Here is a 24,309-nt window from a genome sequence, read left to right on the forward strand (position 1 = left end):
TATTTGACCTTTTTATTACTATACAAATGGAGGTATGGAACGTGAAAGGTAAATTGCTAAAAGGTGTACTTAGCTTTGGGATTGGTTTAGGAGTTTTATACGGAGGATCTTCAGTGCAAGCAGACACGTCTACAGATCAAAACAACACTTTGAAAGTGATGACGCACAACGTGTATATGCTATCAACTAACTTATATCCGAACTGGGGACAAAGTCAGCGTGCCGATTTAATTGGGGTGGCAGATTATATTAAGAATCAGGATGTAGTTATATTAAATGAAGTATTTGATAATAGCGCATCAGATCGTTTGTTAGGGAATTTGAAGAAAGAATATCCAAATCAAACAGCAGTATTAGGTCGTAGTAACGGAAATGAATGGGATAAAACGTTAGGTAGCTATTCATCTTCAACGCCTGAAGATGGAGGCGTTGCAATCGTGAGTAAATGGCCGATCGTTGAAAAGATTCAATATGTATTTGCAAAAGGATGCGGGCCAGATAATTTATCAAATAAAGGGTTTGTATACACGAAAATTAAGAAAAATGATCGTTTCGTTCATGTGATTGGGACACACTTGCAGGCTGAAGATAGTATGTGTGGAAAAACTTCACCTGCATCTGTACGTACAAACCAACTAAAAGAAATTCAAGATTTTATTAAAAATAAGAATATACCAAATGACGAGTACGTTCTATTTGGTGGTGATATGAACGTGAATAAAATAAATGCAGAGAACAATAGTGACTCAGAGTACGCATCCATGTTTAAAACATTGCATGCGTCAATTCCATCTTATACGGGACATACAGCAACTTGGGATGCAACGACAAACAGTATTGCAAAATATAATTTCCCTGATAGTCCTGCTGAGTATTTAGATTATATTATTGCAAGTAAGGACCATGCGAATCCATCATTTATAGAGAATAAAGTATTACAACCAAAATCTCCACAGTGGACTGTTACATCATGGCTCAAAAAATATACGTATGATGATTATTCTGATCATTATCCAGTAGCAGCAACTATTTCTATGAAGTAGTCCTAAAAAGTTTCTTCTTAAATAGGAAGAAACTTTTTTATTTTGTAGAGGAGATTCCAACTTTCTTTCCAATATGTATAAGACATATAGAGAAGAGGAGAGAAAAATGTGGATCGAGGAATTTTTAAAGAAGTTCCATTACCTTGTGCATTTTTGGATGAAGTAGCTTTAGATAGAAATATTCAATTGATTATAGAATTAAGTGGAAATAAGAAGATTCGTATAGCGAGTAAATCGTTACGTTCTGTTCCGGTTATGCAAAAGATTTTAGCTGCAAATGATCGTTTTCAAGGTATTATGTGTTTTTCACCTAGGGAAGTTTTGTTTTTAATTGAACAAGGATTCAATGATTTATTGCTCGGATATCCTGCTTATGATGATAGAGCGTTACATGAAATAAGTTTGCTAACAAAGCAAGGGCTCATTATAACTTGTATGGTGGATTGTGAAGATCATATTGTTTATTTAGAAAAAATTGCTGAGAAGTCTAAAGGATGTTTTCGTGTTTGCTTAGATATTGATATGAGTAGTCGTTTTTTTAATTTTCATTTTGGGGTCAAAAGATCACCGGTAAGAGATGTGCAAGGTGCTTTGAAAATAGTAAAAAGGTTGAAAGAATCATCATTTTTAATACTAGATGGTGTAATGGGATATGAAGCCCAAATTGCTGGGGTAGGAGATCACATACCGAATCAACGAGTAAAAAGTAAAGTGATTTCATATTTAAAGAAGAAATCAGTGTTAGAAGTTAAAGGAAGAAGAGGACATATCGTAAAAGAAATACAAAATCTAGGTATTGAACTAAGGTTTGTAAATGGAGGAGGCACAGGAAGTATAAAAACAACTGAGCAAGATCATTCAGTTTCAGAGATTACAATAGGATCTGCCTTTTATGCCCCAAAGCTGTTTGATTATTATAAAGAGGTGCAATTTCATCCAGCTGTCGGATTTGCTTTACCAGTTGTGCGTAAACCAGCACCAACAATTTACACTTGTTTAGGTGGTGGATATATGGCCTCAGGAGCAATCGGGAAAGATAAAGAACCTGAGATTTGGAGGCCTGATGGTGCCAAACTATTAGCTTTAGAAGGTGCTGGTGAAGTGCAAACACCGATTTTCTATAACGGTGAGGAACGAGTAGAAATAGGAGATTCTATCTTGTTTCGCCATAGTAAAGCTGGAGAGTTATGTGAGCGGTTTCCGTTTTTATATCGTGTGAAAGAAGAAGAGATTGTTGGGGAGTATTCAACATATCGGGGGGATGGCCAATGCTTTCTATAAAGGGACAAAAATGGAGAAATTGGACAGGGAATGTAGAAGGAACACCGCATTATACGATGTATCCAGAAAGTATACAAGATGTAGTAGAAGTTGTAGAGCTTGCACGAAAAGAAGGGAAGAAAATTCGCGTTGTCGGTTCAGGACACTCGTTTACCCCTCTTGTGCAGACGGAAGAAATTTTAGTCTCTTTAGATGAATTGAAGGGTATTGTGAATGTTGATGCAGAGAAGATGGTTGCCGAAGTATGGGCGGGAACAAAGTTACATGAGCTAGGGAAGTTACTTGAGGAAAAAGGTTATGCGCAAGAAAATTTAGGGGATATTGATTCGCAATCTATTGCAGGAGCGATTAGTACAGGGACTCATGGCACGGGGATTACCTTTGGAAGTTTATCAACACAAGTTATAGAGATTACCGCAGTTTTATCTACAGGTGAGAGTATAGTTTGTTCACAAACGGAGAATGTAGAATATTGGAGAGCTTTTCAGTTGTCTCTTGGAATGTTAGGTATCATTATAAAAATAAAATTGAAGGTTATTCCAGCCTATTCACTCGTTTATAAAAGTGAAAAACAGTCCTTATCTACTGTAATGAACAAGCTAGAAGAATATAAGAAGAATCGCCATTTTGAATTTTTTGTTTTTCCTTATTCAGATGAAGTGCAAGTGAAAATTACAAACGAAACAACGGGTAAAAAAAGTGATTTGAAATGGCATAAACTAAAGGTAGAGTTACTTGAAAATAAGATGTTCTCTTTGTTGTCTAAAGGATGTAAATGGTTTCCTTCTATAAGTAAAGGAGTAAGTCGATTATCGGCTAAAGCTGTACCGAATACAAAAATAATTGGTCCGAGTTATGAAGTATTTGCTACATCGCGTGCGGTTCCATTTTATGAAATGGAGTATAGTGTTCCTTCAAAGTATATGCAGGCCGTTGTAGAAGAAATTTCAAACCTTATTGAAAAGAAAAAGTATAAAGTACACTTCCCAATTGAATGCCGTTATGTGAAAAGGGATGACATATGGCTCAGTCCAGCGTATGGAAGAGATGCTGCGTATATAGCTGTTCATATGTATAAAGGTATGAAGTATGCTGCTTATTTTGGTGAGGTGGAGAAAATTTTTCTAAAGTATGAAGGACGCCCGCATTGGGGGAAAATGCATACGTTAACGTATGAAAAATTACAAAATATATATCCAGAATTGCATTCGTTTCTAAAGGTGAGGAAATTATTAGATGAAGCAGAAATGTTTTCAAACCCTTACACAGAAAAGTTATTTACGATTATGAAAAAAAGCTGACAAAGTATTACTTGTCAGCTTTTTTTAGTACGATCGCATTTCTTGTTTGACTAATTCGCTCGTAAAATAGTAACTTATCACGACTAAATACATGTAATAAAACATGAATAATAAATAGACCGTTAATTACGAGTTGGAATAATAATATAACTACTAATACTAAAGGTTCTTTAAGATTTAAGATAGAGCTACTAGAAAGAATATAATTGATTCCACCTAAAACGAAATAGAATATACCATAACGGATGAATAGTTCCTTCAACGTAATACGATCTGATTTTCCTTTCACGTAAATACGAAGCAACGCTTTACCAATTGTCTTTCCATTCGTAAAGTATGGAATGATAATAAAGTAAATAAAGATCGAACACGTTATGAAAATGAGTTCGTATATGTTCGTGTAAGATTGAATATTAGAAACAAAGAAAGAATTTCCTTTGTTTTTAATGACAGGTACAACGATGGATAAGAAAATCCAATCAATTTGCATCGCGATAAGGCGACGAACGAATCCGACTGGTTTCGTTTCCAAATTAATATGACTATCTAATTCGTTTGCTTTCGGAAGGAAGTACGTAAATATTGGTGCAATGATAAAGCCGATTACGCCGCCTAATGTATTTAAAAACAGATCGTCTATATCAAATAAGCGGTACGCACAATTGTATATACCGTATAGTCCAGTCACTTGTGTTAGCTCGAAAAAGAGTGAAAGACAAAAAGAAATACAAATTGTTTGTAAGAAACTACGTCGGAAATAATAACGTAAGTAAATACCGAATGGAACGGTTAATAGAACGTTAAATGCTACTTGTAAAAACGCAGATTCTTTTAATAGGTAGAAATAAGTAGCTGGTTTCGTTAAAATTGCCGAAGTATGATTACTAATTTCTTGTATGAAATAAAATGGTGATAGTTGCATGTGCTGCGTATTAGCCGGTTGTAGGCTACAAGTATCATATGTTTGTGGTAACGGCAAAATCACAAGAAAATAGGCATTTAATAAGTAAAGTAATAATGAGTACAAAATAAATGAACGCCATTTATTTAAATAACCGTACTTTCGGTAGTTAAATATTAAAAAAGGTATTAAGAGGAACATTGCTAAAATAGGAAATAAAATAAATGCTGTTTTTATTGGAAATATATATGCAGTCAAAATGAAGCTCCTTTCAATGAAAATTCGTTTATCATTATAACGTTAAAAGAACCTTAAAACAAAATTAAAATATTTCGAAATAGAAAAAATTACAAATTTCAACGGAATTAAGTTATACTAAATTTAATATAATGATATTATGATTATTATAAGTTGAGAGAGGGTACAAAATATGCGATATGAGCTTTTTTCTGTAAGTGGGGATCATATTACAACTTTTGAAAGTGCATGGCGTTTTCAAGAGGGAGAACAGATTTTTGTTCATGATGATCAAATAAAACGAAATTTTATTATTATCCGCCTAACGCATGATGTATTTCAACAAAATAAACATGTTATTCGTTTGTATTGTCAAGAAAAGAAAGTATATGCATAAAAGAGCCCCTCTTACTGTACAAAAAAAGTAAGAGGGGCTTTATCATTATAAAGATATAAAAAAGCGAGTCATCCTAGTGTAATAGAATGACTCGCTTTTTTATTTGTAAGTTTCACCTTATAAGAAAATAAGAGTAAGTACACCTACGATAATGCAATAGAAAGAGAAATATTTTAAATTTCCTTTTGCCATAATGTTCATAAACCATTTTAATGAAATATACGTCATGATAAATGTTGCGATAAATGCAACGATATAGGGTACGAATAATGTATCTAGATTTGGATCTTTTGCAATGTCTGTAATACTTAGTAATAAACCACCTAAGCTAACAGGGATATATAGTAAGAATGAGAAACGAAGAGCCGTTTCCTGTTTCATACCAAGTAACATCGCAGCTACGATTGTTGCACCTGATCGGCTTATTCCAGGAATTAGTGCGCAAGCTTGTGCTAATCCGACGATAATTGCATCTTTCATAGAAAGATCGCCATCATTTTTACGTCCACGCAAGTTTCTAATAATCCAAAGGCCGACAGCGGTAATAAGAAGGGAAATCCCAACCATTTTCACACCTTTTAAGTACTGATCAATGTAATCTTTAAATAAAACACCAATAACACCTGCTGGAATGGTCGCAATGACAAGGTAAATAATAAAGAAGAAATCTGATTTTGCATCTTCTGCTCTTGTAAATATATAAGATAGACCATTCTTTGTTAGACGAATTAAATCATTTCTATAAATAAGTAATACAGCTAATAATGAAGCTGAATTAACAAGTAGTTCAAAGCTAAACCCCTCTATTTTTAGTCCTAGCAAATGCTGTGCCAAAACGAGGTGACCGCTTGAAGAAATCGGAATCGGTTCTGTTAGTCCTTGGAACAGACCAAGAATTAAATATTTTAAAATGTAGTAAAATTGTTCCATAATAACCTCCTTGTTTAATAGTTGAAAGAAACAACTTGTCCATTATAACAAAGATACGGCTCAATATTGAGAAGAAATAAATATTCGAAATATAATAAAAATCCCTTATAACAGTATAAGGGATTTTTACTATTAATGAGAAACTACTGTTTCTTCAAGACTTTTTGTTAATTGAACATCGACTTTCTCAGCATCATGAATGTGATTCATAATAGTAGTATTTAACTTTTGGAACATTTGTTGTGTATTAGCGAATTCTCGTAATATATCATCATTACAAGTCTTTTGGTTTTCAATAGCTTTAATAACATTTGTAGCACCGTTTTGTAACGTTTGAATCATAATTAAAATATTTTCGATTCTAGCGTTTGTATCGGCACTCATTTCTACACCTTCATCGACTAAATGCAAATTATCTTTTGTATTATCGTATGCTTTTTCAATTTCTTCTTGAATTTTTTTCGTTAAGTTGCCGATGTTTTTTGTACTTTCAGCGGTACTTTCTGCTAGTTTTCTTACTTCATTGGCAACGACAGCGAATCCTTTACCGTGCTCTCCAGCACGAGCAGCTTCAATACTTGCATTTAAAGCAAGTAAATTTGTTTGTGCTGCAATGTTTTGGATGACTTCTACAATTTGCTCAATTTCTTTTGAGCGTTCACTTAAATGATTCATACTATTAGACGTGCGCTGGGATTGTTCACCTAATTTATTAATTACAATAAGTAAACGATGAACAGATTCTTTTCCTTCGTTAGAACAATCAATAATTTCTTCAATAGATTGAATTAAGCTTTGTTCTTTTTGTAGCATTTCGTTATTCAATTCATTGGAATGTGTAGTACGTGTTGAAACATTTTCGAAACATGAGCTTAATTGTTGAACTAAATTTTGAAGTGTATTGTGCTGGTTATTTACAAGTTGATGCTCTTGAACAACGCTTTGTACACGATCGTGGATAGAAGAAATAGTCTCTTGTTGTTCGATATCCTTTTGTTTTAATTCTGCTTCTAGTTCTTGTATACGACTTTCTAATTGATCAATTTTATGTTGGAGTGATTTCTTTTGAGTAAACATATATTTATTTCAACCGCCTTTAGAAGTTATATTTTCTCTATATTTGGATTTTAGCATCTTTTATAATTTTTAAATATAGGAATTGTTAAATATTTAAGAATCTATTACATTTTATGCATAATTCCCTTTTTTTCGTCATGAAAAATAAACTGTATTTAATGGTATTGTAAACAAACTGTAAAATAAATCATGTATAACTGTATAAGAAGGGAGTCGGATTATGAACTATTTTAAGCGAATCAGTAGTCTAGTATTAGCAGGAATTATAGGTCTTTCTAGTACAGTCGCTGTTAAAGCAGAGTCAAACGACGAGAAACTTAACAACATGCAACAGCAATTGCAGCAAAACGATGCAGAAATGCAAAAGAAAGAGCAAGAGAAGCAAGCTGTTAGTAAAGAAATTCAAGGTATCGAAAACGAACTACATAATTTAAATAATACAATTGCAAAAAATAAAGAGGATCAAGCTGCTATTCAACGTAAAATTGATGAAACACATAAGCAGATTGAACAAAAAAAGAACGAAATTGTCGTTTTAGAGGATAAAGTCCTTGCTCGTAAGGATATTATGAGAAAACGTATGGTTTCTGTTCAAAACAGTTCAAATACAAGTTTAGTAGTAGAAGTTGTAGTAGAGTCAAAGAACTTTGCAGACTTCTTACAACGTATGAACGCAGTTTCTACTATTCTAGAAGCTGATAAAGAAATTCTACGTCTACAAGAACAAGATCTTCGTCAAATTGAAGAAGATAAGAAAACAATTGACGAGAAAGAAGCATCTTTAGTAGTAGACAAACAAAAATTAGCAAAAGCACAAGCTGAACTGCAAGATAACTTGAAAAAGCGTCAAGCTAACTTACAAACAGTTCAAGCTAAATATAATCAGGTTGCAAGCCAACTTAATTTAGCAGCAGAAGAAAAAGCTAAAATCGAATCAAACATGAAAGCAGTACAAGAAACAATTGCTCGTGAACAAGAAGCAGCGAGAATTGCAGCAGAAGAGCGTGCAAAAGCGGAGGCAGCTGCAAAGGCAGAGCAAGAAGCTTTAGCTAAGGCACAAGCGGAAGTTGCTGAAAATAAAAAGCAAGAAAAAGAAAAAGCTAATAAACCAGCTGAACCTGTAGCTAATAATAATTCGAAGGTAGAACCTGCACAACCTTCTAAGCCAACTGCTGGTGGAAGAGAAATCTATGTACATGCAACAGCTTATACAGCAGATCCAGGTGAAAATGGCTATGGGCCAGGACAACAAGTATATTCTGCATGGGGAGGCTATAATCTAACTGCAAACCCAGGAATGAAATTAATTGCAGTGGACCCATCTGTTATCCCATTAGGTTCTCGCGTATATGTTGAAGGATACGGAGAAGCAATTGCAGCAGATACTGGTGGCGCGATTAAAGGTCACAAAATTGATGTTTTAATGCCAGATAAAGCTTCATCTAGTAAATGGGGCAGAAAAAATGTTAAGCTTACAATTTTAAACTAACATGTAATCCAACTTTACAATACGTAAAGTTGGATTTTTTTGTAAAAATAATGTTAAGTTGAGTTTACATTTTGTTAAGGATAGCATACAATGGTGGTGAGAGGTGGTAAATTTGACCATTTTAAATAGAGTGAAGGAATTAAGAGCTCGGTTTAATTTTTCGCAAAGTGTATTAGCAGAAAAGGTTGGAGTGACGAGACAAACAATCGCGGCAATTGAAAAAGGGGATTATGTTCCTTCTTTGTTATTAGCGCTTACGATTTGCGATGTATTCGAGCTCAAGATGGAAGATGTGTTTGTTTTAAATAAGGAGGGGGAAGAGGATGAATAAAATTGCGGTTTCGTATATTTTAAATGTGCTGAGGTTTATGATTGCTTGTTGGGCATTTATTGAACTCTATTATGCTTGGATAGAGCTGGCAAATATTATTGAAACTAAGAAATTGCCATTTGAAGTAACAATCAATATGATACCGTTAGGATTATTAATTATTGTAGCTATTATAACGACGATTTTTTATAAAGTTCAAAAGAAGAAACATAAAGCCCTTTCTTATTGGATGTACCCATTACTATTTCCACAAGAAGATGAGCGGGAAAAAGAAATCACGCAAAAGGCATGCCGAACAACATTTATTTCATTCTGGTATGGGGTAGTTATTGCTATTGGATGTTTAACGCTTTCTCCTGTAGCTAATTTATATATTCCTGGATATCCGTTATATATTTTGTTTTTTATGCTTTTTGTTCAAATGACAGTTTTTTATGTATCATTGTACAGAAATAAGTTGGTCTGAAAAGAAACCTTCTTGCCTATGCAAGAAGGTTTCTTTTTAGCTTATACTTGTACATATAGCAATATTATCTTATCATTTTATATAGAGTAAGATTTTGTAAGGGAAAGGAATTGTATATGAATAAGCAAAGAATTTATAGTATAGTAGCAATCCTCCTATTTGTTGTAGGTGGTGTATTAATCGGCAAGCCATTTTATGATGGATATCAAGCTGAAAAGAAACAGACTGAAAATGTACAGGCTGTCCAAAAGATGGATTATGAAAAACATGAGACGGAATTTGTAGATGCTTCGAAAATTAACCAACCAGATTTGGCAGAAGTAGCGAACGCATCTTTAGATAAGAAACAAGTAATTGGTCGTATTTCGATTCCAAGTGTTTCATTAGAACTTCCTGTTTTAAAGTCTTCTACTGAGAAAAACTTATTATCAGGTGCAGCAACAGTAAAAGAAAATCAAGTAATGGGAAAAGGGAATTATGCATTAGCAGGACATAACATGTCTAAAAAAGGTGTTTTATTTAGTGATATAGCTTCTCTAAAAAAAGGCGATAAAATTTATTTGTATGATAATGAAAACGAATATGAATATGCGGTTACTGGTGTATCTGAAGTAACTCCTGATAAGTGGGAAGTTGTTGAAGATCATGGGAAAGACGAGATAACGCTAATTACATGTGTATCAGTGAAAGATAATTCTAAACGTTACGTTGTTGCTGGTGATTTAGTAGGAACGAAGGCGAAGAAATAAAAAAGATGAGGGAAATCCCTCATCTTTTTTTAATCCATCCATTTCACTAACTTCTTAGAAATTAGTAATAAAACACAGCCTAATACAATTGCTACAGCGCCAATTACTGTAAATACTTCAGCATATCCAAGTGAAGTTGTGAAGCTTGCAAGTTGTCCACCTAAAATGTTAGCGATTCCTGAGCTTGCTAACCATACTCCCATTAATAAAGAAGCAAGTTTTACTGGGGCAAGCGCACTAACCATTGATAGTCCAACAGGTGATAAGAATAGCTCACCTAACGTATGGAAAAGATACGTAAAGACGATAAATAGTAAGTTTGCTTTTTCTGTAATGTTATGTTCATCACTACCTGTTTTTAATGTAGCAATAACGAGAATGATATAACCGATACCGAGCAAGATCATACCAAGTCCCATTTTAGTTGGGATTTTTAAATCCCCACGCTTGCGAGTTGCAAGTTTTGCCCATAATGCTGAGATGACTGGAGCAAGTAAAATAATAAATAATGGATTGACCGATTGGAACCAAGATGTTGGAACTTCCCATCCGAACACAGAGCGGTCTACAAATTTGTTTGTATATAATGTTAATGAACTACCAGCTTGTTCAAAGCCAGCCCAGAAGAAGACAACGAAGCATGTTAAAATGACGATAACTGCAGTACGTTGTTTTTCTTTTTTTGTTAACGGTGTATCTCCTACTGATGGTTGTCCATCTGTTGTTTGTAAATCGCGAGTTGGTTTTTTACCGATATCACCAAGGAAGCGATTGGATAGTGTTGTAAATAAAATTTGTCCAATGATCATTCCGATTGAAGCGGCTAAGAATCCGTAACGGAATCCGTAATGTACAACGCCATCAACCGTTGTTTTGAATAAATTTTCTGATAAAAATCCGCAAACGAGTGGAGCTAAAAATGATCCGACGTTAATACCCATATAGAAAATGGTAAATGCACTATCACGTTTTGGATCGTTCTCTTCATATAATTCCCCAACCAGTGTAGAGATGTTCGGTTTGAAGAATCCGTTACCAATAATAATAAGCGCTAATCCGAGGTATAGGCCGACTTGGTTTTGTAAGGCAAATAGTGTAAGGTTACCGATTGCCATTGTTATACCACCAATTGTAATCGCTTTTCGTCTACCTAGAAAACGGTCTGTTAAGTATCCACCAATCATTGGTGTGAAATAACAGGCTCCAGTGTAAAATCCGTAAATAGAGAGTGCCCATGCGGGACTAAACCCAAGACCACCGCTTACTAAAGCTGTCGTTAAATATAATGTTAATAATCCTCGTAATCCATAGTAACTAAATCTTTCCCACATTTCTGTAAAGAAGAGTAAGTATAAACCTGGAGGATGTTTCTTTTTTCTTTGTTGTTCTTTTTCTAGTTGTATCGCTGATTCCATGTTATTTTCCTCCTGACACAAACAAAAACAAAGTTAATAATTTTGTACATTTAATATTTTACCTTATTAACTATTATAAGTCAATAAAGGTTGATTTTTCAGAAGAAATTGGAAAAGGGATATAGCTATAGAATGAGTGTTTCTTTTATGTTAGACTATGGACTATGTTTTCTTTGTAAAGAAGCGGTTTATTGCACTTTTTTATATGTGAAATTGATTTCATAAAAGATGAAATTAAAGAAGGAGAAAGAAATGAAATTGTTACAGAAAAAAGAAATTTTACTTATTAGTCTTATGTTATTCTCGATGTTCTTTGGAGCGGGGAATCTTATATTCCCACCTTTCCTTGGGTATGAAGCAGGAGAACATGTGTGGATTTCATTAGTAGGGTTTATTATATCAGCAACAGGTCTTCCTATATTGGGAGTTATTGCGATTGCGAAAGCAGGAAGTTTTCAAACGCTAGCGGGTAGAGTTCATTCTTCATTCGCCATTATTTTTCCGTGTATCGTGTATTTATTTATTGGACCAGGCCTTGGCATTCCGCGTGCAGGAAGTCTCGCTTTTGAGATGGGACCGGGTCAGTTATTCCCGGAAGCAGGTAGCGTAATCTTATTATGTTACACAGTTATTTTCTTTAGTATTGTGTACTGGTTAAGTTTATCACCGTCTAAATTAATGGGGTTGTTCGGAAAAGTTTTAACACCGTTATTATTAGGTATGATTGCTCTTATCTTTATAAAAAGCATGTTTACATCAGTAGGTAGTGTGAAAGAGGCTGCTGGAAACTATGGACAAGCGCCTATGTTCCAAGGGTTTTTAGATGGATATTTAACGATGGATGCATTAGCAGCTTTAATTTTTGGGATTGTGATTGCAAATGCTCTTCGTGCAAAAGGTATTGAAGATGATAAAGGTTTAGCGAAATATATGAGTATTGCAGGAATTGGTGCAGGACTATTATTATCTATTATTTATGTCATACTTGGATATGTCGGTTCAATGAGTGGGTCATTGGGGATATTTGATAATGGCGCGCAAGTGTTAGCACAAGTGATGACTACATTATTTGGACAAGGCGGAGTCGTTTTATTAGGTCTTATTTTTACGATTGCGTGTTTATGTGTTTCAATCGGACTTGTTACATCTTGTAGTCAATTTTTCGCAAGTGCATTTCCAAAAGTAGCTTATAAAGTTTGGGCATTTATCTTAAGTTTTGTTAGTATGATTTTAGCTAATTTAGGATTAACACAAATTTTAAAGGTATCGGTACCAATTCTTGGATTTATTTATCCAGTTGCATTAACGCTTATTATTTTAGGGCTATTCCATAAGTATATTGGGAAGTATGTATGCATATATCCAGTTACAATTGTGATTGTAGCGGTATTTAGTGCAATCGATATTTTCAATAAAAATGTAATGATGAGTCAGTGGACATCAGTATTAAAATACATTCCGTTTTATACAGAAGGTGTTGGGTGGATTGTTCCAGCTATTATAGGTGCTTGTATTGGTGTTATCGTGAGTAGTGTTTTAAATAAGAAGAAATGAGTAAAAAGGTGTTTTCCTATTTCGGAAAACACCTTTCTTTTTTTGGAAAAATAGTATTGAAAATGAATAGACTAAGAGTATGATAAAGATAATTGGTAATATATAGGTTTCGAACGGATGATGAGGGGGGAGCGTATGAAGGAAGATTTAAATAAGAAAATAGAAGCACTTGAAACGGCAATTGAAACGATTCAAGAAGCACTTTTTGAATTGAAAGCAAAACAAAGAGAAATAGAAGTAGAAAATGCTCAGCAACATGTTAGTAAGGAAAAGAAAGAATATATTGATACGGTGATGGAGGAAAGACAAAAAGTAGAAGTAGCTACAATAAAAGAGCCTGTGCAAGAACGTGAGGTAAAACAAGTGGATATATCTGCTTTTAAGCCGGAACCATTTAATATTATTAAGTTTTGCCAAACGTGGTTACCGCGCATATTTGTCGGTATTATGTTGCTTGGAGTAATTTGGTTATTTAAAGCAGGGGTAGATGCAGGATTATTAACACCAGCAATACGAATTGTGTTTGGTATTGTCCTCTCAATCGGTTTTTATTATATAGGGGATATTCAAATTAAACGCGAGCGGCAAGCATTAGGGTTAGTACTAGCAGGAGGAAGTATTACGGGTATAGTTTTAACGACATTTGCGGCACATTATTTATATGGATTTATTCCAGCGAGTGTTGCGTTTGTATGTAATATTGCATGGGTCATTTTAGGTATTTATATAGCGAAGAGGTATCAATCGGAATATCTTACTATATTCGTAGCGGTAGGAGCTTTCTTCGTGCCATTCTTATTAAATAGTACGACTCCTAATCCGTATATTTTCTTTGGATATGAGATGATACTAACGCTCAGCTTATTATGGTATGCGTTGAAAAATCGTTATCAGTATTTATATATGATTTCTTATGTTGTTGCTGCTATTGTTCTTTTTGTCTTTTTTGCTGTTATGTCAATGTTAGTAGAGGATTTGCAAGTCCAGTTAACAGTAGTTTATGGTTTGATTCACTTACTATTATTTTGGCATGTGTTTACAGAGAGAAGTTTTATAGTAGAGCCACGCTTGGCGATATTTAGTGCAAATGCAGTCTTCTTTATAATAGCCATTTCAAAAATACCTGAATTTACAACATGGGGATTAATGATAAGTGCACTCGTGCACGCTGTTATGTTTGTGTTTGAATATAGGAAGAATAGAAATTCTACATTTACAAATCTTTTATTTGGTTTCGCAATGGGAGCATTTAGTTTAGCGATTTTATATGAGTATAGTTTAGTGAATGCAGCGATTGTACTATTATTACAAGGTTTCCTTGGTATGTTTACTTCTATTAAAGGAAAACAACAGATAAAATTGTATGTTAGTGCGACGGTTTATGCAATTGGAATGATACAGACGATTTTTAGCCCGTTTGATCAATTTATTTCGGCAGGCTTTGTTGCTCATCTTATTTTAATAGGAACGTTCTATTATTGCATGAGACAAGCGAAAGAAGTATTAGCAAGCTTTGGCAAGTATGTGTATTCTATAGCACTCTATTGGTTTATGGTGATTGTATTTATTACAATTACTAGAATCGGTGAAGTTTTGTCCACAGATGGAAGCATAATAAATGTATCTGTATCGTTATTATGGATGGTATATGCATTATTTGCAGTTTGGTTTGGACGGAATAAAAATATGAATGAAATATTGTATGCAGGCTTAGTCGTGTTAGTCGTAACGATAGGAAAGCTATTCCTTCTAGACTTACCAGAAGTTTCAATGATGATCAGGGCGGTGTTATTCTTAATAGTAGGTAGTATAGGTATCGTTATTTCAAGAATGTTTTTCTCAAAAGAAGAGAAGTAAAAAGAAGGCAATCCATATCTGGATTGCCTTTTTCATTATTTCTTATTAATCGTTACAGCTTCATTATATTTCGCTGTTGTATTTTGGCGTAGACGAAGTGTTGCTTGTCCAGTAGTATTTGGATCGATTTGTACGTTCACAATTTTTTCAGCAGAACCTAAGCTATTTGTTGTGAAAGAAAATGCACTACTATATCCGAAAGTAGATGGCCAAGTGCCGTTTGTATTTTGAACTTTTGCTACTTGTGTACCACCAGTAGTGAATATACCTAAAGAGTAATTAGTGTATGTTGTATTTGGTAATAAGTTATTTACTTGAATTTTGATTTGGAACACTTCATTGTTTGGTAGAGTGCTAGGGTGTGTAACTACGTAGTCATTTGCTGTTACTGCACCGTTATAGCCATATGAACCAGGTTTAAAAGTATTTGTATTAAACCATTGATAACCTGCATTTGGCGCACTCCAAGGTTCAGGTTGTGGTTCGGTTGATAAGCTTGGTTGTTCAAATGTTTGTAAAGTGGTAGGTAAATCAAGTTGTAAACCATTTACTTGGTCTAAACTTGTAAATGTTTCTTTATTCGATAGCCACTTTACGATATTTTCTAGTAAGATCGCATCGTTTTCTTCTTTATATCCATCGTAAGTTTTCTTTGTTTGGCCAGAGTCTTCACGAACGTATTTTGGCGTAGCATCTTCAACAGGAGAAGAGTCTCCAATAAAGGCAGCTTTTCCAAGTCCTACTTTTGCGATCGCAGCATAAGGGCCCTCTGCAACACCACCGCCGTTATACACACCGCTATCGACAGCGTTATTCCATTTTGATGGGTTCTCTGGAAGATAAACAAGTCCTTTTGCTAGTTTTGGATTTGTAATTGCTAAAGTAGAACCAGCATGCATTGCTACAGATGAAACCCCTTCTGTAATTCCGAATGATTGTTCAGGTGATACAATATTTTTAGCGGAAACATCACCGATTGCATTATAGCGGAAGCGAATACCGAAGTTGTCAGATAGCCAATCAGAGCTTTCTACTCCTTGCATAGCTTGTGAATTTGCTTCTTCGGTAGACATTCCTTTTGCTGGATTATCCCAAGCACCGCGTCTATATCCGTTAAATACTTCAGAAGAGTCCCAGCGATTTTTATTACGATCTGCATTATAATGATCGGCAATGAAGAAAATACTACCGCCATTTTTCACGTATTGTAACATAGCATCTTGTTCAGATTTTTTGTAAGGAATATTTGCTTCTGGAACGATAAACACATTGTAGTCTTTTAAATCTTCGTATGTAATCGGTGTTGATTTACGAAGTTCTTTTACATGATAGCCGTTTTGGGCAATGCCGTTTCCGAAATCAGAAAAGCCACCATCGATAACCCAGTCAGCAGTCCCGGCAGTTTGACCGTGTGTATTATCGAATAATACTTTTTTCCCATTGTTTTGATTTACAACTTTTGCAGCAATTTCAGGAGCTGGGTCTACAGAGCTTTCTGCATAAGTAGATGGTATGAACGAAGCCCCTATACTTAGTGTAATTGCTGTTGCTAAAGAAAATGTAATCCATTTTTTATTCTTCATAGAAGAATCCCCCTAATAATAAATATATGTGCTTTAATAATGTAATTTATTTTTCTGTAAAAATAAAGACGGAAAACATAAAAAATATTAAAAATTTGTAAAAATACCGTGAAATTTGTTGAGAAATATTTATATAGGCATAAAAATATCCCTTCCAAGTAATAAGGAAGGGATGTTTTGCTTAACTAATTTTTGAATTAGGTGTTTCATCAATTTTATGAAAACCTTTCATGTAATACACGACAGCTAAACCGATAAGCCAAATTGGTCCAACAATTAATGCAATCCTTGTATCTTCTGAATACGCCATTATACATAAGACTAGTGCAAGGAAAGCAAGTGAGAAATATGAACTTAATGGGTATAAAGGCATTTTATACGATAACTTTTGTTTGTTTTGCGCAGGTAAACTTTTACGGAACTTAATTTGAGCGACTAATATAATACCCCAAGTCCAAATTGCCCCGAAAGTTGAAATACTAGTGAGCCATGTAAATACTTTTGCGGGCACAAGATAGTTTAATATAACACCAACGAGTAAAACGATTGCTGTTGCTACAATTCCTTGGCTTGGAATGCCATTTTTATTTAAACGACCGAATCTTTCCGGAGCTTTTTTCTGTTGAGCTAATGTATACAGCATACGGCCTGTACTAAATAAACCACCATTACAAGAAGAAAGAGCTGCTGTTAATACGACAAAGTTAATAATTCCTGCTGCTTTTGCGATACCGATTTGCTGGAATGTTAATACAAATGGACTTCCTTTCTCACCAAGTTCGTTCCATGGATAAATTGCCATCATAACGAATAGAGCCCCAACGTAGAACAGTAATATTCTCCAAAATACGTTATCGATTGCTTTTGCGAGTGTTTTTTTCGGGTTTTGCGCTTCACCCGCTGTAACGCCGATTAATTCAACGCCTAAATAAGCGAATAGCACCATTTGCATGGAGAGGAGTAACCCAGAAAAACCATTTGGGAACCAGCCACCATGTGACCAAAGGTTTGAAATGCCAGTAGCGATACCACCGTTTCCGAAGCCAAATAAAATAATACCTGCCCCAACTACTATCATACAGATAATTGTGACAATTTTAATAAGAGCAAACCAAAATTCAAGTTCTCCAAATACTTTTACAGATAAAAAGTTGAAAGCACTCATTAATAATAGAGCGAGTAAAGCCCAAGTCCAGCGCGGAATATCTGGGAACCAGTACTGCATGTAAATGCCAGCAGCCGTAATTTCAGCCATGCAAGTAACAACCCATAAGAACCAGTAGTTCCAACCGGTAATATAGCCAGCTAGTGGTCCAAGATAATCATATGCATATTTACTAAAAGAGCCAGCAACAGGTTGTTCAATTGCCATTTCTCCGAGTGCTCGCATAATGAAAAAAATAACGAGTCCAGCAATCATATAGCCTAGTAAAATAGAAGGGCCAGCTAGTTTAATTGCAGAAGCAGATCCTAAAAATAGTCCAACGCCAATAGCTGAACCGAGTGACATTAAAGTAATATGTCGTTCTTTTAAACCTCGGTTTAAAGTTCCAGATTTGTTTGTGTGCTGCATAAGAAGAATCCCCCTTGTAGAGTGAACGATATTTGAATGCGTTTACTAAATATTTAACTATTTCAAATTATAAAACATTTCTATCTGTTATGCTACAAAAATAATCATTATTAACTGTACTACATCTGTGCTTGTCAGACTTAAACTTAAAATTCGAACTATTAGCGAATATATTGACTCTTCTTTTTATTGATTGTTAAGATTAAGTATTATATTTTTCTCACATACTAGTAAGAAAAGAATGTGTGATAATAATTTAGATGTAGGAAGGGTACATAACCATGTTTCAATTACAAAAATATAACACTTCTGTGAAGCAAGAGCTTTTAGCTGGCATCACAACTTTTTTTACATTTGCGTATATTCTTGTCATCAATCCGAAAATATTATCTGATGCAGGTGTACCATTTGATCAAGCTTTTACGGCAACGATTATTGCGACTGTTGTAGGGACGCTATGTATGGCGTTTTTAGCTAACTATCCAATTGTTATTGCTCCAGCTATGGGAATGAATGCGTATTTTGCTTATTCTGTCGTTCAACAGGCAGAGGGGATTACATATGTCATTGCGTTTTCAGCAGTATTTGTAACAGGTATCATTTTTCTTTTATTATCTTTCACTTCATTTAGGCAAAAGCTTATTGTCGCAATTCCTGATAGTTTAAAACATGCAATTGCAGGTGGAATTGGGTTATTTATTGCTTTTATTGGATTACGTCTATCTGGAATTATCGTTGATCATCCATCTAACTTAGTTACGATTGGTGATTTCCATTCTCCAGCCGTTATTTTAACTTTAATTGGTTTGATTTTAGCGGCGGTATTAATGACATTGCGTGTGAGCGGTGCATTATTTATTAGTATGATTGTGACAGGAATTATCGCCTTCTTTACAGGGCAGCTGAAGTTTACGGATAAAATTGTTGCGATGCCTCATTTACCAGAGGGGATTATCGTTTCAAATCCAATCAACGCCTTTTCAGATGTAATTGAATACGGATTATATGGCGTTGTATTTTCATTTTTACTTGTACTGTTATTTGATACAACAGGAGCATTACTCGGTTTAATTAAACAAGCAGGTTTAATTACAGATAATACAGAGAAACGTTTTGGTAAAGCATTTATTGCGGATGCAATTGGCGGTACTACAGGCTCTATCTTTGGGACAAGCCCAACAGCAGCGACGATTGAATCGTCAGCTGGTATTGCTGCAGGTGGTAAAACGGGATTAACAGGTATTGTAGTAGTCGGCCTAACGATTATAACGGCATTCTTTAGCCCTGTTATTGCTTCTTTATCAAGCGTAGCCGCTATTACAGCTCCTTCATTAATTATTGTAGGTAGTTTAATGGCACAAAGTATTCGTGATATTAATTGGAATGAATTTGAAGATGCATTACCAGCATTTTTAATTTTCGTTGGTATTCCGTTAACGTCTAGTATTGCGAATGGAATTGCAATTGGATTTTTAGTGTATCCAGTCTTAAAAATTGTGAAGGGGAAAGGGATGGAAGTACATCCGTTACTATACTTATTTACAATTTTATTTGGATGTCATTTATTCTTATAATATAGATATAGGAGAGGGGGCTTTTTATGAGAGGCCCCTTTTTTGTGTATAATAAAGTGAAACTATAAGTAGTTACGAAAAATATAAATTACATAATGGAATATATATGTTACTCTAAGGTAGAGGAGGGAACATGGATGGCTGTAAGTAAAATAAAAGTCGCGCGTGTTCAGTTAGATTTAACACAGCAACAATTAGCAGAAAAAGTAGGCGTTACAAGGCAAACGATTAGTTTAATTGAGAAGGGGAAATACAACCCATCTTTAGATTTATGTTTGAAAATTTGTTATGCAGTAGATAAAACTTTGAATGATTTATTTTGGGAGGAAAAGGAGTGAGGGGATGAGAATCGTGAAAGATGAACGCTTAATGATTGAGGGGCTAAAACATATTAGACTCGTTTTCATCTTACAAAATATTGTCATACTAGGTATTGTTTTTTATCGCTACGTTTTGCAAGATGCAGGATATGAAAGTGTTTCGGATTTATTAGTGGTGTTTATGGGCGGGATCATAGTTATTAACTTTTTAAACTTGAAAAATTCAGTGGAAGTGTATGAGCATACGGGCGGAGTATCACGCAGTTATCTTATGAAGCTATTATTCGTTCCGGTGAGCATTGTTATTGGGATTTTAGCTATTTGTATCGTTGTAACACCAGATATTTCAATAAAAGAAATTAGTATGACAGGACTTATTATGTTAGTTTGTTTTTTAGTTCCTAGTCTGTTTATATACATATATATGAAAAAAATAAAAAGTGAAGATTGAAATATAAGAAAAGCTTTCCCGTATTGCGGAAAGCTTTTTTTATATTCTTTTATACAGTACTTTATGAAGGCCAATTGGTTCAATTTCAAAGATTTCACCATGTTCTTGGAAGCCTAAGCGCTTGTAATAGTCAGACACAGTAATTCGGCCATTACACCATAATATATTTGCTTGACGCTCTTGTAAGATTTGTTCTGCTTTCTGAATTAAGGAGCTTCCAGCGTGGTTGTTTCGAAATTCAGGTAATGTGGCCATTCCTCGTAGACGATAATGAATACCTGTAGGTAGGTCAGGATATATTTCTTTTGAGAAGGAAGCGATACTAATTAGTTTATCATTTATAAATGCCCCTAGGTGAAAGCTGTCTGTTTCATAGTCGGAAGGGTATTTACAATCTGCTAATGTTTGACTCGGGCGCAAAATTTTTTGACGTAATACGTAAGTTTCAGATCCATCAATATTTTTCACGGTAAGCATAGTAACATCCTTTCTTATAACGCTTTTTCTGTTAATTGTATAAAGAAATAGGCAGGTGCGGCGAAAAGTCCGAGTATGCTAGCGGTTCCGAGAAGGAGTGAAAGTAAGAGGCAAGAGTATTTTATTCCATTCGACTTTTTCCATCCGTAACTACAAATTTCAATGCTAACACCGATGAGAATAATGGCCACGAGTATTTCGGCTAATAATAAGAGAGCTAAAGTTATAATAGACATAATGTAATCCATCCTCATAATATGTGATAGTAACATTTTACCATATGAAATGGAAAAAAATGCCCCTCAATTATGTGAGGGGCATTTTTCTATTCTAATATGCTTTTTAGTGTATCGATATGTTCTTTTGAGCCTGTTACAAGTAATGTATCACCGTGTTGTAGTCTTGTATCACCATGTGGGATTAATGCTTTATTCCCACGATAAATTTGAATGACTAGTACATCACCTAAAAACGGAAGGCGACGAAGTGCAACACCATTATATTTATTGCTCCGTAGTTCAACTTCACGGACTGTTTCGTTTGCTGTTGTAATTAAGCGAACGAGACTCGGCTTATCAATTAGCGCACGTAATAGAATACGTGTAGAGTTAATTGTTGAGAAGACAGCGATATGTTCTTGCGTTGCTTTTTCTTGTAGAAGTGGATCTTCTACACTTGCAATAACATGTTCAACACCTAGTTCTTTTGCGTGTTCTGCTAATAATAAGTTTTGCTCATCATCACTTGTTGCAACAACAACTCGGTCTGCATGAAAGGCTGTTTGTTCAGTTAACGATGCAATTGTGATGTCATCTAATTTCACGATAGGAAAGTCATGTGATTTCGCTTCCTGATCATTTATTTTGTTTTGACGCATCATATATAGTGTTACGTCATAATCTTCTCGTTTTAAATCAAGTGATAACGGAAGGGTAATTCTGCTCGCACCAATAATAGAAACTTTTGGTTTTGGTGTTTCCACTTTTGGGAACATCTTTTTAAATAATATAGGTGCAAAAATACAAGTAATAACTGCGCTTAAAATAAGGGAAGCGGATAAACTTGGACTGATGATCCCTAACTTTTCACCAATTTGTGCAGCTGCAATAACTAAAGAAAGTGTCGATGTTAATAAGATGGCACTCCCCAGTACGATATTACGTGGATACCATTTTCGTAAAACGAGTGATGGTAACAGTTTTGAGATAAAGAGTCCTACAATTAGAATTGGAATCATGAGCATACTAGAAGGCTCTTTAAAAATAGACCAAACCTCTAAATTTACACCAACCATTACGAAGAAAATAGGAATGAAGAAACCGTATCCGATAGAATCCAGTTTTTCAACCATATCTTCATTTGGTGATAATAATGATACGAGTACACCTGCTAAGAAGGCACCTAAAATATTTTCAGCTCCAACGGATTCAGATAACCCAACTAATATTAAGATGAGTGCAAAAACAGCTCGTGTATCAATTTGTACACTTCCAGCTTTTAAGCTATCCAAGTATGGAATGTTTTTAAAACGTTTTGCAACGAAGTAAATAACAATACCAGCGCCGAATAGAAGAAGAAGGAGCCACATGCTTTGGCCGCTTTCGGAATTTAATCCGACGAAAACAGCGAGTAAAATCATTGTAACTAAATCCGCAATAACAGCGACTAATAAAATGATTTGTCCAATTGCTGTTTTTCCTAAGTTATTCTCTTTTAATGTTGGTACGACAACGCCTAAAGAGATTGTTGAAATGATTAAAGTCATAAACATTGCATTATCTACAAATCCTAGCCATACGAATAGTAGTGATAGGGCATAAGATAAGATGAAAATAAATAAGAAGATAATACTTGCTGCTTGGAATGTGTTTGGTTCGTTTGTCGTGTTCTTTTTCCCTTTTTGTTTAAAGATAGAAAAATCAATTTCTAAACCGCTTAAAAACATAAGAAAGATAAATCCTAGTGTCGATAAGACTTGAAGCCACATATCTGGCTCAATAATATTAAACCCACTTTTACCTACAAAGATTCCTGCGATGATTTCTGCAACAACGACAGGAAGTGCTTTTAATTTAAAGCGTTGTAACAAAAGGGGAACGAAAAACGCGATTGCAACGACAACCATAAGTGATAGAACAGAAGTGTGATGTTCCATTGCGTTCTCTCCCTTCAAATAAATATAGTACTTATTTAGCCATATAATAGGTAGAAAAGCAACGCATATGGATTCGATTTCATAAAGAAAGAGTTTTCTTAACATTTGTCATAATAAGTATATTTTTCATGATTCTGTTGTTAATTCCGTAATGTGGATGTAATAGTGGAGGGAGTAAAAAAAGACTGCTGAGCAATCTCAGCAGTCTTTTTCATGTACATTACATTGAGAAGAAGATCCATACAGTTAAACCAACTGTTGCAGTTGCAACGAAGAAACTGTAGATCATAGTAAGAATTTGAACTCTTCCTTCTCCTTCTTTTAAATGCATGAACATAATTAATTGTAACAACGCTTGCGCAACAGCCATTATGATAATGGTAGTTAAGATCGTTGATAGTGGCAGGCTTGTATAAAGTGCCACGTATAGAGCTAGAAACGTTAGTGCAAGCGATAAAATAAATCCGAAAACGTGTGACCAAGGGAATCCGCTATGCGCATGCCCGTTTGCTTGGTTGTTATTTTGACCCATTTACGCCACCATCCCGTTCAAGTAAACTAGTGTGTAAATAAAGACCCAAACTAGATCAAGGAAATGCCAGTATAAGCTGATAATGAATACTTTACGAGCTGTAACTGGTGTTAAACCTCGTTTTAAAATTTGGATAATAACACAAATTGCCCAAATGATACCGCCTGTTACGTGGGCTCCGTGTGTTCCAAGAAGAACGAAGAATCCAGATAGGAAAGCACTTGTTTGAATTGTTGCGCCTTCACCAATATACATAATGAACTCTTCAATCTCGAAGAATAGGAAGCCTGCACCTAAAAGTAATGTAAGGACGAACCATCCAAGCATTGCTTTTTGGTTGTGCTTACGCATTTCGTGAATCACGATACCACATGTGAAACTACTTGTTAAAAGTAGTAATGTTTGAATTAAAAGCGTTTTAAGTTCAAACAGTTGTGCTGGTGTTGGGCCATCTGCCGTACGACCAGCGAGTACTAGATAAGAGGCGAAAAGTGTTGCGAACAGCATAATTTCAGCCCCAAGAAAAATCCAGAATCCTAGGATATTCAATCTGCTTTGTTCGGATTGATATTCCAAAGGTAAGCTTTTATCTAAAGCCGCCATATCATTTCACCTC

At 34.8% G+C, this 24,309-nt stretch carries 24 protein-coding genes; 13 read left to right on the forward strand and 11 right to left on the reverse strand.

Annotation, left to right across the window (positions count from 1 at the left end):
- Positions 1 to 26 precede the first annotated feature (26 nt).
- The 3 genes from sph to MR079_RS09170 all read left to right on the forward strand — a co-directional run bounded on the left by sph (position 27) and on the right by MR079_RS09170 (position 3,625).
- Positions 27 to 1,043: a sphingomyelinase C gene (gene sph, locus MR079_RS09160; RefSeq protein ID WP_242293921.1), complete on the forward strand. Its 1,017-nt coding sequence runs from the start codon at positions 27 to 29 to the stop codon at positions 1,041 to 1,043.
- Between the two features lie 108 nt (positions 1,044 to 1,151).
- Positions 1,152 to 2,324, forward strand: a complete 1,173-nt coding sequence (locus MR079_RS09165) for an amino acid deaminase/aldolase (RefSeq protein WP_139869412.1) — start codon at positions 1,152 to 1,154, stop codon at positions 2,322 to 2,324.
- Positions 2,312 to 3,625: a D-arabinono-1,4-lactone oxidase gene (locus MR079_RS09170; protein WP_242293917.1), complete on the forward strand. Its 1,314-nt coding sequence runs from the start codon at positions 2,312 to 2,314 to the stop codon at positions 3,623 to 3,625. The genes MR079_RS09165 and MR079_RS09170 overlap by 13 nt, the downstream gene beginning before the upstream one ends.
- A gap of 7 nt (positions 3,626 to 3,632) precedes the next feature.
- Here MR079_RS09170 and MR079_RS09175 read toward each other — a convergent pair whose 3' ends face one another.
- Positions 3,633 to 4,784, reverse strand: a complete 1,152-nt coding sequence (locus MR079_RS09175) for a VanZ family protein (protein ID WP_000127968.1) — start codon at positions 4,782 to 4,784, stop codon at positions 3,633 to 3,635.
- A 172-nt stretch (positions 4,785 to 4,956) separates the two neighbouring features.
- Here MR079_RS09175 and MR079_RS09180 point away from each other — a divergent pair, with 172 nt between their 5' ends.
- Complete coding sequence (locus MR079_RS09180; protein WP_001268330.1) at positions 4,957 to 5,160, forward strand: hypothetical protein; 204 nt, start codon at positions 4,957 to 4,959, stop codon at positions 5,158 to 5,160.
- 117 nt (positions 5,161 to 5,277) lie between these two features.
- Here the strand turns inward: MR079_RS09180 and MR079_RS09185 are convergent, their stop codons facing one another.
- Positions 5,278 to 6,090 carry an undecaprenyl-diphosphate phosphatase gene (locus tag MR079_RS09185; protein WP_000434782.1) on the reverse strand — a complete coding sequence of 271 codons (813 nt, stop codon included), beginning with the start codon at positions 6,088 to 6,090 and terminating at the stop codon, positions 5,278 to 5,280.
- Between the two features lie 132 nt (positions 6,091 to 6,222).
- Positions 6,223 to 7,167 (reverse strand): methyl-accepting chemotaxis protein, encoded by a 945-nt coding sequence (locus MR079_RS09190; RefSeq protein ID WP_000495022.1) that lies wholly within the window; start codon positions 7,165 to 7,167, stop codon positions 6,223 to 6,225.
- Between the two features lie 220 nt (positions 7,168 to 7,387).
- On the opposite strand from MR079_RS09190, the gene MR079_RS09195 reads away from it, so the two are divergent.
- The 4 genes from MR079_RS09195 (at position 7,388) to MR079_RS09210 (ending at position 10,202) form a co-directional block, all read left to right on the forward strand.
- Positions 7,388 to 8,656 carry a 3D domain-containing protein gene (locus MR079_RS09195; RefSeq protein WP_242293918.1) on the forward strand — a complete coding sequence of 423 codons (1,269 nt, stop codon included), beginning with the start codon at positions 7,388 to 7,390 and terminating at the stop codon, positions 8,654 to 8,656.
- Between the two features lie 112 nt (positions 8,657 to 8,768).
- Positions 8,769 to 8,987 carry a helix-turn-helix transcriptional regulator gene (locus tag MR079_RS09200; RefSeq protein WP_000154009.1) on the forward strand — a complete coding sequence of 73 codons (219 nt, stop codon included), beginning with the start codon at positions 8,769 to 8,771 and terminating at the stop codon, positions 8,985 to 8,987.
- Positions 8,980 to 9,453, forward strand: a complete 474-nt coding sequence (locus MR079_RS09205) for a DUF2178 domain-containing protein (RefSeq protein ID WP_139869415.1) — start codon at positions 8,980 to 8,982, stop codon at positions 9,451 to 9,453. Before MR079_RS09200 ends, MR079_RS09205 begins: the two co-directional genes overlap by 8 nt.
- A 116-nt stretch (positions 9,454 to 9,569) precedes the next feature.
- A complete protein-coding gene (locus MR079_RS09210; RefSeq protein ID WP_001041721.1) occupies positions 9,570 to 10,202 on the forward strand; it encodes a class A sortase in 633 nt (210 codons plus the stop codon).
- A gap of 29 nt (positions 10,203 to 10,231) precedes the next feature.
- Here MR079_RS09210 and MR079_RS09215 read toward each other — a convergent pair whose 3' ends face one another.
- Positions 10,232 to 11,617 (reverse strand): peptide MFS transporter, encoded by a 1,386-nt coding sequence (locus MR079_RS09215; protein ID WP_000443133.1) that lies wholly within the window; start codon positions 11,615 to 11,617, stop codon positions 10,232 to 10,234.
- A gap of 252 nt (positions 11,618 to 11,869) precedes the next feature.
- Here MR079_RS09215 and brnQ1 point away from each other — a divergent pair, with 252 nt between their 5' ends.
- A complete protein-coding gene (gene brnQ1, locus MR079_RS09220; RefSeq protein WP_139869416.1) occupies positions 11,870 to 13,171 on the forward strand; it encodes a branched-chain amino acid transport system II carrier protein BrnQ1 in 1,302 nt (433 codons plus the stop codon).
- Between the two features lie 135 nt (positions 13,172 to 13,306).
- Positions 13,307 to 15,028: a DUF2339 domain-containing protein gene (locus tag MR079_RS09225; protein WP_242293919.1), complete on the forward strand. Its 1,722-nt coding sequence runs from the start codon at positions 13,307 to 13,309 to the stop codon at positions 15,026 to 15,028.
- Between the two features lie 35 nt (positions 15,029 to 15,063).
- Here MR079_RS09225 and MR079_RS09230 read toward each other — a convergent pair whose 3' ends face one another.
- Positions 15,064 to 16,611 carry a DUF2194 domain-containing protein gene (locus MR079_RS09230; protein ID WP_242293920.1) on the reverse strand — a complete coding sequence of 516 codons (1,548 nt, stop codon included), beginning with the start codon at positions 16,609 to 16,611 and terminating at the stop codon, positions 15,064 to 15,066.
- A gap of 181 nt (positions 16,612 to 16,792) precedes the next feature.
- On the reverse strand, positions 16,793 to 18,184 hold the full coding sequence (locus MR079_RS09235) for an amino acid permease (protein WP_070805244.1): 1,392 nt from the start codon (positions 18,182 to 18,184) through the stop codon (positions 16,793 to 16,795).
- Positions 18,185 to 18,465: 281 nt separating this feature from the next.
- Between MR079_RS09235 and MR079_RS09240 the strand changes: the two genes are divergently transcribed.
- The 3 genes from MR079_RS09240 to MR079_RS09250 all read left to right on the forward strand — a co-directional run bounded on the left by MR079_RS09240 (position 18,466) and on the right by MR079_RS09250 (position 20,529).
- Positions 18,466 to 19,758 (forward strand): NCS2 family permease, encoded by a 1,293-nt coding sequence (locus tag MR079_RS09240; protein ID WP_000487209.1) that lies wholly within the window; start codon positions 18,466 to 18,468, stop codon positions 19,756 to 19,758.
- A 137-nt stretch (positions 19,759 to 19,895) separates the two neighbouring features.
- On the forward strand, positions 19,896 to 20,096 hold the full coding sequence (locus MR079_RS09245; protein WP_000301182.1) for a helix-turn-helix transcriptional regulator: 201 nt from the start codon (positions 19,896 to 19,898) through the stop codon (positions 20,094 to 20,096).
- A 4-nt stretch (positions 20,097 to 20,100) separates the two neighbouring features.
- Positions 20,101 to 20,529: a hypothetical protein gene (locus tag MR079_RS09250; protein ID WP_073530735.1), complete on the forward strand. Its 429-nt coding sequence runs from the start codon at positions 20,101 to 20,103 to the stop codon at positions 20,527 to 20,529.
- Between the two features lie 39 nt (positions 20,530 to 20,568).
- Here MR079_RS09250 and MR079_RS09255 read toward each other — a convergent pair whose 3' ends face one another.
- The 5 genes from MR079_RS09255 to qoxC form a co-directional block, all read right to left on the reverse strand.
- A complete protein-coding gene (locus tag MR079_RS09255; protein ID WP_062821498.1) occupies positions 20,569 to 21,006 on the reverse strand; it encodes a GNAT family N-acetyltransferase in 438 nt (145 codons plus the stop codon).
- Between the two features lie 14 nt (positions 21,007 to 21,020).
- Positions 21,021 to 21,278, reverse strand: a complete 258-nt coding sequence (locus MR079_RS09260) for a DUF4022 family protein (RefSeq protein ID WP_003296716.1) — start codon at positions 21,276 to 21,278, stop codon at positions 21,021 to 21,023.
- Positions 21,279 to 21,331: 53 nt separating this feature from the next.
- Positions 21,332 to 23,161: a monovalent cation:proton antiporter family protein gene (locus tag MR079_RS09265; RefSeq protein ID WP_139869419.1), complete on the reverse strand. Its 1,830-nt coding sequence runs from the start codon at positions 23,159 to 23,161 to the stop codon at positions 21,332 to 21,334.
- Between the two features lie 220 nt (positions 23,162 to 23,381).
- Complete coding sequence (qoxD, locus tag MR079_RS09270; protein ID WP_139869420.1) at positions 23,382 to 23,693, reverse strand: cytochrome aa3 quinol oxidase subunit IV; 312 nt, start codon at positions 23,691 to 23,693, stop codon at positions 23,382 to 23,384.
- Positions 23,694 to 24,296, reverse strand: a complete 603-nt coding sequence (gene qoxC / locus MR079_RS09275) for a cytochrome aa3 quinol oxidase subunit III (protein ID WP_000729317.1) — start codon at positions 24,294 to 24,296, stop codon at positions 23,694 to 23,696. It abuts the gene before it with no gap.
- Between the last annotated feature and the right edge of the window lie 13 nt (positions 24,297 to 24,309).

It is taken from the genome of Bacillus cereus group sp. BfR-BA-01381 (assembly GCF_022663555.1).
GTDB lineage: Bacteria > Bacillota > Bacilli > Bacillales > Bacillaceae_G > Bacillus_A > Bacillus_A pacificus.